Genomic DNA, 12,638 nt, shown 5'->3' with positions numbered 1-12,638 from the left:
AGCACTATACCTCCTGGAATAGAAACTAAAAGATATTTTGAGAAAGTACGTAAATATTTTTTAATAAATATTCACCACCCTAATGGTCTTTATTAAATATATTTTATCATTAATTTCAGGTCATTTTCAAATATCTAAATTATAATAAAACTATGTCTTGGCTTTTCAGCCAAGACATAGTTTTATTATAATAGTCTACCCAAATAGCTTCCATAGAATAAAATTTGGCTTTATGGTTTGTATTTTTCACAAAGTTGTTCACCGGCATACTGAACAAGTCGGCTGATCCCCACCCTTACTAGGGCGGCTTTTAACCCTCCTAAACTAAATGCAACTACAGCAAACCGACTAAGCAAGATTGAGTTACCATACCACAATAGACGACAGCCTGCATAGTTTAAGTCATCTAAGTCAATATTTGTAACTTCTGCTTTCAATAGGTTACTTTGCAATTCTCGGTAGGCTTCGCTTACTTCTTGCGCAATGATTAAACTCACATTATCTAATTCAACTCGTGTATCCTCTACAGTCTCTAATAGTTCTCCGTCCACATCATAGATGTTAACTGTTACCTCGTCAGAATATAATAAACCGCTAAATTCAATTGTTCCGTACCCTAGCAATTCTTCTCCAGTTTGATCAAAATAAGCGTATATGCCTAATAATTCATTGTTTTGAGCTACTCCTGAAATTAAATATATTTCATCTTCTGAATCATCATATGAAAATGAAACTCCAGCAGTTTCTTCATTATTAAGAGAATAGCTGGTTGTGTTCCTATAAGCATTATTACTCTCTAAAATTTCTATTAAATCATTCACTTTGCTATTATTTAATACAGCCGATTCTGAACCGAAAGCATCTAAAGCTGCTTGTATTTCTTCATAATTTAAAGTCTGCGTTGCTTCTATATCCAACGCCACCATAGTATAAGGTCCAACTATTCCATCTATATTGAGGTCAGATGCTTCCTGAAACTGCTCCACGGCATCAACCGTCTCCGTCCCATAACCACCATCCACACTAATAGAGAGGTTAACTTCTTCCTGCTCATTTAACTGCTCCTGAATACGGCGGACATGCGCTCCTTCATCTCCTTCTTGAATTAAAATCGTTTCATATAATTCATCAATTTTATAAAACGTATCTGGTCCGGCAATCCCGTCTACCGTCATAAAGTTAAAATATTGAAAGTCACGTACTCCTTGTTCAGTGGTTGCACCATAATCCCCATCAGCACCGTATGGGGATAAATCTACTGTGAAATACATTAGATCTTCCTGTAATAATTCTACGCCATTACCTGAATCACCTGGACGATAAATAATATCTGCTCTTAATTGTCCTAGCGTTTCCGGTCCTGCAATGCCGTCTACTGTTAATCCTTTTCTTTCTTGGAAACGGCTCACCCAATCCATCGTTTCTGCACCATAAGTTCCATCAATTCCATGTTGCGGCAGAGCACTCGGGTTTTCTCGAACTAATTGTCTTTGCAATGTGGTGATAAACCTTCTTGGCGAACCAGCCTGTACTACTCTGTTATCAATTGTCATTTTTCATTCTCCTCTTTTTTTAGTTTTATTTTTGAGATTTCTAATAAAGTACAAAATATACTATCTGCAACAATGTTCTTTTCTGAAAGCGTTACACCATTGTTATCACCCCCCTTAAAGGCTTTTATATCGAATTTTTGGTAATCTTCTCTTTCATCATTCATTTAGAAATTTGAGGCTTTCACTATATAAAGAGAAATAAAATATAAAAAATTAAACCTCGACCTCAAAAATTTTTCATTCTTTTTAAATGGCAGTTACTTTAAAAATTTTTGAGTGTGGTATACGCCACTTTTTTATTAGTAATTTGAGATGAGATGCTTACTATATAAAGTGAAAAATACATTTAAAAAGTAAACCTACATTTCTAATTTTTTAAATTTTCTCGGGAAATAGTAGTTGAAGGAGTAGAATTCGCTAAAAAGGAAGGTGATTTTGTGCAGGTAATGTCTCTATTTCTCAAGTTGATTGAACTGTCTGGTAATTACAGACGCGGATAGAGGGATTGATAGTTTATTTTTTAAGAAAACAAAAAACTGTCGCACAATCATATAACTGAATGTGCAACAGTTCCTTTTATTGAAAATTGATTTTAAGTTAACCATAGTAGTAATATAAACTCGAAACTGCAATTGCAATGATAGTCGTTCTCTCGAATGGCTCTGATGCAAGATTAAGAGATGGCCAAGGTTTTCGTTACTACAGATGGAAATGAAGAAAAACAACCTCTTTTGAAAAATAATTAAAACGTATAGTAAAGTATCCACAAACAGAGGAAATTTATTTTTCCTTCAAACTAAACCAGCTCTACATATTGTGTGTTCCCAGTAATATAAAGCCCGCTTTTCAAACGATACATCAACGATCCATTAACGGTTAATTCCTCCACAATGGTAAAAACTTCTCCTTTGCTGACGGTAGCATATCTCGCATTCCAATCCGGTTTATCATAAACCCATAAGCTTTCTGCTACAACACGTAGTTGTTGTCCTTCTGCCGGCGGGGGCGTTCCATTATTTTGAATCTCGTTTATAAAAGCTTCCCAAGAGTTTAATAGATTTGCCGGGCAGTTCTTCCCTGTCCAATATTGATGTGTGACGATGTTATTAATTGAAATAGATAAATCATCCATTAGCTGTTGGATTAAAGTAATTGCGTTTCCTTGAGCTTCTGAAAAATCTCCATCTTGATTGACGCAAATTTCAATCCCTATAGAAGTGTGATTTCCTTCTTGACCAGCATGCCATCCGACTTCGTTAAACGGTAAATGTTGTATAGCTTGGCTGTCATCTACAGTGATGTGCCAGGATACTTGTTGCGCTTGAGCGTTTTCTCCTTTTACATACGATGCATGCATTTCTGCATCTGCTCCGATAGAAACATTAGCAGTTTCATGCACCGTGATATGAGAAGGATTGAGACTTGTTTGTGGTCGGTTGGAGTTTGATACTGGAATAATATCTTGTTTTATATCAATCATTATTTGTTCCTCCTTGCTTATGCAGTGTAGTACGTTCTAATTCCCTGATGGCTTCTGTTAAATTATGAATGCGCTTTTCAAATCGGATAAGCAAATAAACAGCAACCAGTGTTGGAAATCCAAAATTGCCTAACAGTATTGCCCAATCTGGTAAGTTATCCATAAATTATTCCTCCTTTGATAGAAAAAGAGGTTTTTCTATGGAAAAAAACAACTTTTAAGGAGAAAAATTTATTTTAATTATTATTAGCTGGAACAATTCTTTTCCAGCATGCTTTCTGTTTCATCTGTGTGATCAAATATTTTTTTGATGGTTACAGAAGCATTTACATTATTTAAAAGCAGGTCATAAATGATATCTTTTTCCATATTGTTGAGGCTGTCATTGTTCAGTAGATTGCTATAGTAGCTTGTCATTTCCCGCGATTTACAATAACATTTCATTAAAATATCAGTGTTCATAGAAAATCTCCTTTTTTCCATTTATAAATAATCTGGTGTTGATAACGCCTAAGAGCAATCTTGGAAAAACCACCAGAATTCAGGGGCTTCTCTAAACTCTACTTCCAGTAGCTTTTCAATAATTTTTAACCGTAATTCTTGTTCTAAGTCATGGCGGTTATGATAAGAAGCATTTCGGGAAGTTTGCTTAATTTTAGAATCAAAATGATTTAATAATTGTTCTATATCCTCTGTTTGGTCTGGAGCCAAATAATTCAGATTTATCATACTACCCCTCCTCTTTAGTTTGAATCGTTTTCTTTAGTTTTTTTAATATGCTTTTATGTTGCTTAGAGATATTTTGCGGAGTCGTATTAACAGATTCGGCAATTTCTTTCATCGTCATATTTTTAAGATATAATTTATCTAGTATGGCCAGCTGCTTGTATGAAAGTAATGTTAGTGCGTTGTGGAGTTTCTCATCTTCAATGTGATTTCTTATTTCATATCCATATGATTGCTCGGCAATATTCTGTGGTGTGGATTCTATAAGATCTTTCATTGTTGTTCCTTCTTGATCATGAATGTCATTATCGAGTACAACAGGGTATCGATCCTGTATTTTTCGCATTTTCTTATCGTAATCAATGCTAAAAAATTTAATCAGTTTGTTGATATAAGCTTCCTTTTGGATATGCTTATAATAGTTTTTAAAAGCTTTATTAACTTTTTCTTTATTAACAGCAGTAGGATATAAAATAGATTGCTTTAAAAGGTCATAATTATTCTCATCTTGGATAAATTTGTTTAATATTGGATTGTTAAACACGTGTGCATATTCATTTAAAAACGTTTCCATTATTTTATCTTCCTTATCTTCTTTCACCATAGATTTATCCCTCCCATAAAGTTCTTATAATAGTTAAAGAGAAAAAACGATCTTCTTTAACAACCATAATAGAACAAATGTTCCTGTTTTTCAAGAGTTGCATTATAAATATATTGTTAATTGAAGATAAAAACTAAATAGATAGGCTTTGAAGACTGAAAAATATTTTGTGAAATTTTAAAAGTATGTTTTGTTTTGAATTTATTTCTCTTTATTAAAGGGGCGTATGAAAATGCAAAGAAAAGGAAGTAATGTATAATTTCTTTTCCCGTATGTTGTAGATTTTTTAGTTTAGGTTATTACATTAACGGAAATATATAATTAACATCCCGGGGCATCAGGGAGATTCACGATTAAAATTGGAATTAAATGAAACCTAAAGCGATATGGTCTGTGATAAGGGTTTGTATGTGTTATTTCTTAGAAGCAATAGTCACATGAAGCCTTATTACTTTGATTATCGCACCTATTAGTATGCTTGTTGTGATATTTAGAGGCGAAATGAACTGAACATAGTCGCAAATGCGAGGGATGGAATTATATGTATCTTATATTGTCTTGGTACAGTTAATTTCACGAAAAAGATCTAAATTCCTTACTCCTTGTTAATTAAATTATATTCTGAATAATATAACGAATAAATGTTGATAAAATTTTTATAATACAATCATATTTTACGAGGTGCCCTATGAAAAAGAATGCTCCCTTCATCGGTTATTCGCTCATTTTTCTTGGAGTTGCTTTCATTGTAGTGGATACGAGTGCCCTATTTCATATGTATTATTTTCATTATGTATTCATCATTGTTGGTGTCGTTATTCTTTTGACATATTATCTAACAACCAGAAAAGAAAAGAGCCTGCTTTGCCGGATTGGATTCCATAAATTTGAACATGTCGGCTGGGATGATGACGTTCCATTTCGTCTGATTTATCGCTGTCAACGATGCGGTTACGAGAAAAAAGTGATAAGAAGTTCAGGTGGAGGCGGACCGTAATATTTCAAGGGAGATATTCCAACTTTCTTTTTCCTCTCATTTATAGAGGCCTTGATAGATGGAAGAAAAAGAAATGCAATGGTAACGAGGATATCGGGATTTATTACATTAATAGGAGCCATATTTGTAGCTATAGCTCCTTTTCTGTAAGGAGATGGTGAAAATGAAATATGTGAACCTTATCAAGTTAGCTACAGTTGGCGCAGTTTTCTTGGTTATTTACTTTTTTGTTTTTGATTATTTAATGGCAGGAGCGATAACGTATAGAGCCATTGTTTTGTCAATAACAGGTATCCTAATATCAAAAGGAGCCAGCTGGATATTTGGATGGATAGAAAAGCAGAGGATGACATATGATTGGTTAGAAGAGCAAAAGAGGACGCACGGTCGGATCTTAGAGAAAATGGAATGAATGTTTGGAGAGAATAATGATGAAGAAATATATGATATCGATAACCCTTATTCTGATATGCAGTGTCACACTCATAGCATGTACTGACGACGAAGATACAGCTGATAATCAAACGAACAATGACCAGGAAAATATGGAAGAAAACAATGAGGATGCACAAAATGAAAATGGTAATCAAACCAACGATAATCAAGATAATATAAATGAAAACGATCGTAATTCAGAAGAAGCTGATGAAAACACTTCAAATAACCCTTCCGATAGCACGAATGATTCGGAAACAGATGGAGATACGGAAGTGAAAGAAGATACAGAAGCAGAGGAGGATGCTTATGACTCCTATGAAAATGGAAGATTCGGATTTTCTGTTGAATATCCATCTACGTTTGAAGCAGATTATATGCCGGAAAACAATGACGGAATCGAAGTAAATGATGATACGGCCACAATTATTGCATCGGGAAGTCATGCTAGTATAACGGAAGAAGGCACTGCTTTTGTGAATGAGGTAGAATCAATTGAGCCTTATTATGAGGGAGAACTGGCAGAGGCAGAAGAGGAAGGGGAATCCATCAGTTATCAAAGACAGGAAGATGATTGGTACGTTGTTTCTTATAATGATGGAACAAATCATATTTATAAAAAATCGATTTTGGGCGATGACTATATAGCGAATCTTGTCATTGAATATCCAGCAGACTTACAAGAAGAGTATGAGCCAATGGTGGAACGGGTTTCTGATACATTTTCCATACCGTAACAGCGGTTTTGTAATGAAAATATAAGTCTGCAGGATGTGAGAGACTCCATGCTATCTTGTATATGGAGTGTTGATAGCAATTTCCTTTTACCGTTCCATACGCTTTCGAATAGCGCTTAAAACGGCTTGGTAATCATTAAAGCAATAATAATCAAAAACAGTGTATTGATCAGATGTTCATAGAAAAATAATCGCTTAGAGAGCGCGGTATATTCTGCAGGAATGGCTTCTCCCTTATGATTATTCAACAATGCTTTGATCGGCTTAGAGCTGGAAACTAATACAGTTGGACCGGAAGCTAGCGCAAGTAAAAAAAGAACCAGACTGGTCCAAAACCATCCTTGCTGGAAAAGGTATGAATTCAAAAATCCCATGCCTAATCCTGTAATAAGTAACAAGGTGCCTCCAATCATAACGAATTGATGCAGTTTATTGCGAATGGCATACGCATGCCGCAGTTCGGTCATGTTAGAAGCTTTTTTAGCAATGGGGGTCATGACAAAACCAGGCCCCATCCCTAAAATGGCAGAAAATATATGTATAAATACGAGAACGTCATAAAATGTCATTCGTGCGAGCCACCTCCAAATACAAATAGCACGCGTTCATCAATGGCAACAGCAGAGCCGTTTTAGAAAGCATGCTTTTGAAGTGTTTTTTGTTTTAGAATAAAACCTGTAATGTACGCGCCTATTAATGCGAGCAGGATTTTTACGGCAATCAGGGGAATTACAAAAATGATGGTAAACGATAAAGATAACCATAAAACTGTTACAGCGGTGATTTTTGCTTTCAATGGAATGCCCTTTCCTGCCCGGTAATTCTTAATATAAGAGCCGAAATATCTATTTTCAAGCAGCCAATGATACAGTCTTTCCGAACTTTTGGCGTAGCATGCCGCTGACAATAATAAAAAGGGCGTCGTCGGTAACAGCGGTAAAATAATACCAATGATCCCCAGACCCAGCGATAAGGAGCCACAGCTGACTAAAAATGCCTTTTTCATCGTAACACCTGCCTTCGCTTGGAATAAAATACTGCTTAAAGCAGCAGTTTATATGCCTTTCCCTAAGAAACCACTTCTATTTTACAATAGAATAGCTGTCTGTGAAGGTGCATAAAATGACTAATTTGTGTAGATTGCAAGCAGAATATTAGAAAAAGAAACAAGGCCTTGCCATAGGGCAAAGCCTTTTCAAATAGTGTTTATCACGGAGAACCGCCCGTAAAACTCCCGCTGAATGAAGTTTCGCTTTATAAAACGGCTTGATTTTCTGTTTCCTGAATCAATTCCGCGATGTCATTTTTCTCATTCATTACGGCAACTTTGGGTGTATGTTCTTTCAGCTCTTCCTGGTTTAACTGCACATAAGAAATAATAATAATCACATCATCAATCTGTACAAGACGGGCTGCTGCACCGTTCAAACAGATTTTTCCGCTTCCACGTTCGCCGGCGATAACATAGGTTTCCAAGCGTGCTCCATTGTTATTATTAACGATAGCGACTTTTTCATTTGGCAGGATATCGACAGCATCTAAAATATCAGCATCAATGGTGATGCTGCCGACATAATTCAAGTTGGCTTCGGTTACTCGTGCACGATGAATCTTACCGTTCATCATTGTTCGAATCATAGCTATCTCCTTTAATGATAATATTATCAATCAACCTGGCTTTGGAAAATTTTACAGCCAGGGATATAAAAATCTGGCCGGTAATCTGCGGCTGTTCTACTAATTCCGGATAACTGTAGACAGCAATATCCTCGACTTCTCCAGAGATGTTTTCCGTAAGGTGCGTATTGATCGTGTTCATTAAAACGGCACTGTTTCTTTCTCCGGCATCATATCTCGCCTTGGCTGTTATCAAACTTTGGTATAAATGAACAGCTTCCTGGCGTTCTTTTTCAGTTAAATAGACATTGCGGGAACTTTTGGCAAGGCCGTCGGATTCCCGGATGGTATCCACACCGATAATGCTGACGGGATGATTAAAATCAGCAACCATTTTTTCAATAATCGCCAGCTGTTGCGCATCTTTCTTACCAAAATAAGCGAAATCGGGACGGATGATATTGAACAGTTTATTAACTACTGTTACAACGCCGTCAAAATGGCCGGGACGTTTTGCGCCTTCCAGTACGTCAGCCATACGGTTGACCTTTAAAGAAATCGCTAATGGATCCGGGTACATTTCTTCTACGCTAGGGTAGAAAATATAATCAACGCCAAGCGGTTCTAACTTTGCCTGATCGCTGTCGATATCTCTGGGATAAGCATCGAAATCTTCATTTGGACCAAATTGCAGCGGGTTCACAAATACACTGACGACGGTAATATCATTGTCTTTCAAGGAGGCATTAACCATCGTTAAATGACCATCATGTAAAGCCCCCATCGTAGGCACCAGGCCGACCTGCTTTTGTGCTTGTTTGAATGTTCGCAGGATAGTTTTCATTTCTTGTATGGTTGTGATACGTTGCGTCATGGGTCTACCTCATCCATAATTTGTTTCTTGTACGTAAATTCGGGTGATGGGAATATGCCGGTCTTTACTTCTTCGCGATAGGTTGTTAATGCATCTACCCCTGTCGTAAAGTCTCCGTAGCGTTTGACAAACTTTGGTTTGCGGTCAACGCCATAGTTTAACACATCATGATAAACAAGAACCTGGCCATCTGTATCTGCGCCGGCGCCAATGCCGATAACAGGGATGGATAATTGTTTGGTAATCGTTGCTGCCAAATCACTTGGAATGGCTTCTAACACCAGCATCACAGCACCGCTTTGTTCTATCAGCTTGGCATCTTCTATTAAAGTCTCGGCGGCTTCTTTTGATGCTGCCTGAAGTTTATAGCCGGTAACACCGAAACTTTGCGGTGTCAGTCCAAGGTGGGCAACAATGGGAATACCGCTTTGTGTGCATCTTTTAATCAATGAGGCAGCATGCGCACCTTCCATTTTCAAAGCGTTGGCGTTGGTTTCTTGGTATAGAGCAACCGCGTTTTCCATATCTGTTTTATCATCGATGCCAACTGTTCCAAATGGCATATCAACGACCATAAATGTATCTGCTGCTCCCCGGCGTACCGCTTTTGCGTGGTGCTTCATATCCTGCAACGTAACCTGCACGGTGCTTTCATAGCCAAGAACCGTCATGCCAAGAGAGTCTCCGACAAGAATACTCTCTATTCCTGCCTGCTCTGCCTGCTTTGCACTTGGATAGTCGTACGCTGTAAGCATTGTCATTTTTTCCCCGTTCCGTTTCATGTTCATGAAATCATGAAGGAAGTTCACTTTTAAATCACCTACTATTTTTATTGTTCTTCTTATTATAAAATTATCTATAACGTTTCACAATGGCAAGTTATTTGTCTGAGAAAAAAGGTGGGGAATAAAAATGGATACATTTGGAGTGATTGGCCCCGGTGCTGTCGGTTCTGTCATCGGCGAATCGTTGCATAACAGCGGTTATCAAGTGACTTTTCTTGGCAGAAGTGCGGGGGAAGTTTTTGTAGAAAGAGCGGACATGCAGGAAACTGCTGCTTTTCCTGTCGAAGCTGTTTCAGAAGTGAAGAAAGCCTTTGATTATGTATTTATCACAATGAAAGGATCACAATTGGAAGGAATCATGCCCTATTTAGATCAGCTGACACATGAAGATACGGTTTGTATTCTTTGTCAGAATGGTTATGGACAGCTGGATACCTTTCCCATTCCGAATGCGTATCAGGCAATTGTCTATATTAGCGGACAGAAGAAAGGGAATGTGGTTACGCATTTTCGTGATCGTATTTTGATTCTGCCTGAGAATGCAGGAACGAAAAAATTAAAAGAAAGTATTGCAGCAAGTAATCTGGAACTTCAATTAAGCTCTGATTATCGTTACGAAGTTTGGTATAAACTGCTCGTTAATGTCGCGATTAACTCCGTCACCGCACTCAGCAGGAATACGGCGCTTATTTTACAGGACGAAAAAATACAGAAGTTGTGTAAAAGATTAATCCGCGAAGGCATCGATATTGCTGCAGCAGAGGGCGTTTATTTTTGGACGGAAATTACAGATGAAATCATGCATATCTATGCAGGGTACCCGCCTTATATGGGGACAAGTATGTATTACGATATGATAAACGAGCAGGAAATGGAAGTTGCTTATATTCAAGGCTATTTATATCAAAAAAGTAAAGCATACAACTTAGATACACCTTGTTTAGATACGGTGTACAGTTTATTACTGGCGAGTGAGATGAAAGAGTGAGGCAAAGAGGCGCGTGAAAAAAGAAAGAATAAAAAAATGGAAATTTTATATTTCTATGTTTTGTTATTTTTTCTCCGTGGTATTAGTAAGACATGATAAATAGGCGGCATCTTCCTATTGATGCTCTTAATCAAACAATAAAAAGGAGAGGAGAAACAAAATGGACGCGCCGGAACATCAGAAGAAAAAAAGCTTGGTAGAAAAAAAGATTGTTATTCCTTCTATTGTTATTATAACGATGATCAGCTTTTTATTTGCTCTGTATACCAGCGAATCCATGGAATTATTGGATAATATTTTTAATACATTAGTGGATACCTTTAAATGGGGGTATTTGTGGTATGCATTTCTTATTGTTATAGCTGCTCTGTTCTTTGCATTTTCTAAATATGGAAGGGTTGTTTTAGGTGATCCTTCCAGGAAACCAAGATATAACTTATTTGAATATGCATCTATTTTAATCGCCATGGGTCTCGGTTCAACTGTCATGCGGACAGGATTGACGCAATGGAGCGAGGTTGCGAATGATCCGCCGTTCGGACTTGATGCTGGATCCATGGAAGCGATTCTTGCCGGGAATTCTTACAGTATGTTTTTATGGACCTTCCAGACCTTTGCTGTCTTTGTTATGGTAGCACCGGCAATGGGGTACCTTTTATACGTCAGGAAGAAGCCAAGAATGCGCATTTCTGAAGCAAGTCGTACCATATTCGGTGATAAATTTACAGACGGCATTGGCGGAATCATTCTTGATGTCCTTTTTTTAGTCAGTATTTTAGCAGGAGGGGCAGTAACATTAGGTCTAGGTACACCGATTGTCACGTATAATCTGGCAGAATTGTTAAATATAGAAGTTACCTTTCCTTTCACACTCATTGTTACATTGGTATGGGTTTTAGGCTTTTCCATCAGTGCTTATGTAGGCATTGATAAAGGAATCAAACGATTGAGTACATGGAATATGTATCTTGCAGGAGCGTTCGCTATCCTTGTGCTTATTATCGGTCCTGGAATCTTTATCATGAATTTCTTTTCAGATTCCTTACGTCATTTATTCTCTAATTATATCAACTTTTCCCTGTATACCAACTCTCTGAACTTAGAGGGCGGGACGCATATTGAAAGCCATACGGTCTTTTGGTTCGCTTATAACGCAACCTGGGCTATGCTTCATGGCGTTTTTGCTGCCATTGTATCCAAAGGCAGAACTATTAAAGAAATGATATTAACGTACTTGATGGCGCCGATGCTGTTGTCTTGGATTGCAACAGGCATTCTTGGCGGATTAAGTGTTCACAGGCAAGTGACGGATACCATACCCGTCCTGGATATTGTTCAAAATCAAGGGATTGAAGCATCTATCCCGGCTGTTTTGAGCTCTCTGCCGATGTCTGCTTTTATTCTTATCTTGTTTACGGTAATTGCAACGATTTTCTTAATCACTACATTGGATTCAACAACCTATACCGTGGCAACCTATATGTCCAATCAGGATATGTCCAAATCGAGCCCGTATAAATCATTACGCATCCTGGTCGCAGGATTGATTACGGTTCTTGCTTTAACACTGATGAGTGTAGGCGGCTTATCTCCGCTGGAAGTGCTCTCGGGATTAATGGGCATACCGATTATTATTATTCAAATTCTGACGGTCTTTGCGGCTAAGAAAATGATGGATGAGGATAGAGCTTGGGTGAAAAATGTGCGGAAAGCAAGGTATGCTACTACGAAGCAAAAGGATTAAAAAAAGGCGCTTCGAAGAGAAAATGTGGCTTTCTAAATAATATGGAGCTTCCGCCAGCAGGTGCGACATGGCCCTGTGTTTCATGGAAGCTCCATTTT

17 protein-coding genes are annotated in these 12,638 nt (G+C 37.5%); 5 read left to right on the top strand and 12 right to left on the bottom strand.

Annotation, left to right across the window (positions count from 1 at the left end; all coding sequences use genetic code 11):
• Positions 1-230: 230 nt before the first annotated feature.
• From ACFQ19_RS01715 to ACFQ19_RS01685, 7 genes are all read right to left on the bottom strand, one after another.
• Positions 231-1,553 carry a peptidoglycan-binding domain-containing protein gene (locus ACFQ19_RS01715; protein WP_379590194.1) on the bottom strand — a complete coding sequence of 441 codons (1,323 nt, stop codon included), beginning with the start codon at positions 1,551-1,553 and terminating at the stop codon, positions 231-233.
• Positions 1,550-1,717, bottom strand: a complete 168-nt coding sequence (locus tag ACFQ19_RS01710; RefSeq protein WP_379590193.1) for a hypothetical protein — start codon at positions 1,715-1,717, stop codon at positions 1,550-1,552. Before ACFQ19_RS01710 ends, ACFQ19_RS01715 begins: the two co-directional genes overlap by 4 nt.
• Positions 1,718-2,349: 632 nt before the next feature.
• The gene (locus tag ACFQ19_RS01705; RefSeq protein ID WP_379590192.1) at positions 2,350-3,033 is read right to left on the bottom strand and encodes an N-acetylmuramoyl-L-alanine amidase; all 684 of its coding nucleotides are present in this window, start codon (positions 3,031-3,033) and stop codon (positions 2,350-2,352) included.
• Positions 3,026-3,196: a YvrJ family protein gene (locus ACFQ19_RS01700; protein ID WP_379590191.1), complete on the bottom strand. Its 171-nt coding sequence runs from the start codon at positions 3,194-3,196 to the stop codon at positions 3,026-3,028. The genes ACFQ19_RS01705 and ACFQ19_RS01700 overlap by 8 nt, the downstream gene beginning before the upstream one ends.
• Before the next feature lie 83 nt (positions 3,197-3,279).
• Entirely contained in the window at positions 3,280-3,495 is a 216-nt protein-coding gene (locus ACFQ19_RS01695; RefSeq protein ID WP_379590189.1) for a hypothetical protein, read from the bottom strand.
• A gap of 48 nt (positions 3,496-3,543) precedes the next feature.
• Positions 3,544-3,762, bottom strand: a complete 219-nt coding sequence (locus ACFQ19_RS01690) for a helix-turn-helix domain-containing protein (protein ID WP_379590188.1) — start codon at positions 3,760-3,762, stop codon at positions 3,544-3,546.
• 1 nt (position 3,763) lies between these two features.
• A complete protein-coding gene (locus ACFQ19_RS01685) occupies positions 3,764-4,363 on the bottom strand; it encodes a sigma-70 family RNA polymerase sigma factor (protein WP_379590186.1) in 600 nt (199 codons plus the stop codon).
• A 688-nt stretch (positions 4,364-5,051) separates the two neighbouring features.
• Between ACFQ19_RS01685 and ACFQ19_RS01680 the strand changes: the two genes are divergently transcribed.
• From ACFQ19_RS01680 to ACFQ19_RS01670, 3 genes are all read left to right on the top strand, one after another.
• Positions 5,052-5,360: a hypothetical protein gene (locus tag ACFQ19_RS01680; protein ID WP_379590185.1), complete on the top strand. Its 309-nt coding sequence runs from the start codon at positions 5,052-5,054 to the stop codon at positions 5,358-5,360.
• A 163-nt stretch (positions 5,361-5,523) separates the two neighbouring features.
• Positions 5,524-5,772 carry a hypothetical protein gene (locus ACFQ19_RS01675; RefSeq protein ID WP_379590184.1) on the top strand — a complete coding sequence of 83 codons (249 nt, stop codon included), beginning with the start codon at positions 5,524-5,526 and terminating at the stop codon, positions 5,770-5,772.
• A gap of 19 nt (positions 5,773-5,791) precedes the next feature.
• Complete coding sequence (locus tag ACFQ19_RS01670) at positions 5,792-6,532, top strand: hypothetical protein (protein WP_379590183.1); 741 nt, start codon at positions 5,792-5,794, stop codon at positions 6,530-6,532.
• 116 nt (positions 6,533-6,648) lie between these two features.
• On the opposite strand, the gene ACFQ19_RS01665 is transcribed toward ACFQ19_RS01670, so the two are convergent.
• From ACFQ19_RS01665 to panB, 5 genes are all read right to left on the bottom strand, one after another.
• On the bottom strand, positions 6,649-7,101 hold the full coding sequence (locus ACFQ19_RS01665; protein ID WP_379590182.1) for a DUF2269 family protein: 453 nt from the start codon (positions 7,099-7,101) through the stop codon (positions 6,649-6,651).
• Positions 7,102-7,163: 62 nt separating this feature from the next.
• Positions 7,164-7,538 carry a YbaN family protein gene (locus tag ACFQ19_RS01660; protein ID WP_379590180.1) on the bottom strand — a complete coding sequence of 125 codons (375 nt, stop codon included), beginning with the start codon at positions 7,536-7,538 and terminating at the stop codon, positions 7,164-7,166.
• 248 nt (positions 7,539-7,786) lie between these two features.
• A complete protein-coding gene (gene panD, locus ACFQ19_RS01655; RefSeq protein ID WP_379590179.1) occupies positions 7,787-8,170 on the bottom strand; it encodes an aspartate 1-decarboxylase in 384 nt (127 codons plus the stop codon).
• On the bottom strand, positions 8,145-9,023 hold the full coding sequence (panC, locus tag ACFQ19_RS01650) for a pantoate--beta-alanine ligase (protein ID WP_379590178.1): 879 nt from the start codon (positions 9,021-9,023) through the stop codon (positions 8,145-8,147). Before panC ends, panD begins: the two co-directional genes overlap by 26 nt.
• Positions 9,020-9,811: a 3-methyl-2-oxobutanoate hydroxymethyltransferase gene (gene panB, locus ACFQ19_RS01645; RefSeq protein ID WP_379590309.1), complete on the bottom strand. Its 792-nt coding sequence runs from the start codon at positions 9,809-9,811 to the stop codon at positions 9,020-9,022. Before panB ends, panC begins: the two co-directional genes overlap by 4 nt.
• A 124-nt stretch (positions 9,812-9,935) precedes the next feature.
• Here panB and ACFQ19_RS01640 point away from each other — a divergent pair, with 124 nt between their 5' ends.
• Both ACFQ19_RS01640 and ACFQ19_RS01635 read left to right on the top strand, forming a co-directional pair.
• The gene (locus tag ACFQ19_RS01640) at positions 9,936-10,796 is read left to right on the top strand and encodes an oxidoreductase (protein WP_379590177.1); all 861 of its coding nucleotides are present in this window, start codon (positions 9,936-9,938) and stop codon (positions 10,794-10,796) included.
• A gap of 160 nt (positions 10,797-10,956) precedes the next feature.
• Complete coding sequence (locus ACFQ19_RS01635; protein ID WP_379590176.1) at positions 10,957-12,540, top strand: BCCT family transporter; 1,584 nt, start codon at positions 10,957-10,959, stop codon at positions 12,538-12,540.
• The last annotated feature ends 98 nt before the right edge of the window (positions 12,541-12,638 follow it).

This window comes from Oceanobacillus locisalsi, from assembly GCF_042675985.1.
In the GTDB taxonomy this organism is placed as follows: domain Bacteria; phylum Bacillota; class Bacilli; order Bacillales; family Amphibacillaceae; genus Oceanobacillus; species Oceanobacillus locisalsi.
Note: the sequence above shows the minus strand (reverse complement) of the source record. Positions and strands in the feature narration are given on the sequence as shown.

Bases quoted from the DNA above. Each gene is read 5' to 3' on its own strand.
- ACFQ19_RS01715 (WP_379590194.1), bottom strand. From the start codon at position 1,553: ATGACAATTGATAACAGAGTAGTACAGGCTGGTTCGCCAAGAAGGTTT.
- ACFQ19_RS01710 (WP_379590193.1), bottom strand. From the start codon at position 1,717: ATGAATGATGAAAGAGAAGATTACCAAAAATTCGATATAAAAGCCTTT.
- ACFQ19_RS01705 (WP_379590192.1), bottom strand. From the start codon at position 3,033: ATGATTGATATAAAACAAGATATTATTCCAGTATCAAACTCCAACCGA.
- ACFQ19_RS01700 (WP_379590191.1), bottom strand. From the start codon at position 3,196: ATGGATAACTTACCAGATTGGGCAATACTGTTAGGCAATTTTGGATTT.
- ACFQ19_RS01695 (WP_379590189.1), bottom strand. From the start codon at position 3,495: ATGAACACTGATATTTTAATGAAATGTTATTGTAAATCGCGGGAAATG.
- ACFQ19_RS01690 (WP_379590188.1), bottom strand. From the start codon at position 3,762: ATGATAAATCTGAATTATTTGGCTCCAGACCAAACAGAGGATATAGAA.
- ACFQ19_RS01685 (WP_379590186.1), bottom strand. From the start codon at position 4,363: ATGGTGAAAGAAGATAAGGAAGATAAAATAATGGAAACGTTTTTAAAT.
- ACFQ19_RS01680 (WP_379590185.1), top strand. From the start codon at position 5,052: ATGAAAAAGAATGCTCCCTTCATCGGTTATTCGCTCATTTTTCTTGGA.
- ACFQ19_RS01675 (WP_379590184.1), top strand. From the start codon at position 5,524: ATGAAATATGTGAACCTTATCAAGTTAGCTACAGTTGGCGCAGTTTTC.
- ACFQ19_RS01670 (WP_379590183.1), top strand. From the start codon at position 5,792: ATGAAGAAATATATGATATCGATAACCCTTATTCTGATATGCAGTGTC.
- ACFQ19_RS01665 (WP_379590182.1), bottom strand. From the start codon at position 7,101: ATGACATTTTATGACGTTCTCGTATTTATACATATATTTTCTGCCATT.
- ACFQ19_RS01660 (WP_379590180.1), bottom strand. From the start codon at position 7,538: ATGAAAAAGGCATTTTTAGTCAGCTGTGGCTCCTTATCGCTGGGTCTG.
- panD (WP_379590179.1), bottom strand. From the start codon at position 8,170: ATGATTCGAACAATGATGAACGGTAAGATTCATCGTGCACGAGTAACC.
- panC (WP_379590178.1), bottom strand. From the start codon at position 9,023: ATGACGCAACGTATCACAACCATACAAGAAATGAAAACTATCCTGCGA.
- panB (WP_379590309.1), bottom strand. From the start codon at position 9,811: ATGAACATGAAACGGAACGGGGAAAAAATGACAATGCTTACAGCGTAC.
- ACFQ19_RS01640 (WP_379590177.1), top strand. From the start codon at position 9,936: ATGGATACATTTGGAGTGATTGGCCCCGGTGCTGTCGGTTCTGTCATC.
- ACFQ19_RS01635 (WP_379590176.1), top strand. From the start codon at position 10,957: ATGGACGCGCCGGAACATCAGAAGAAAAAAAGCTTGGTAGAAAAAAAG.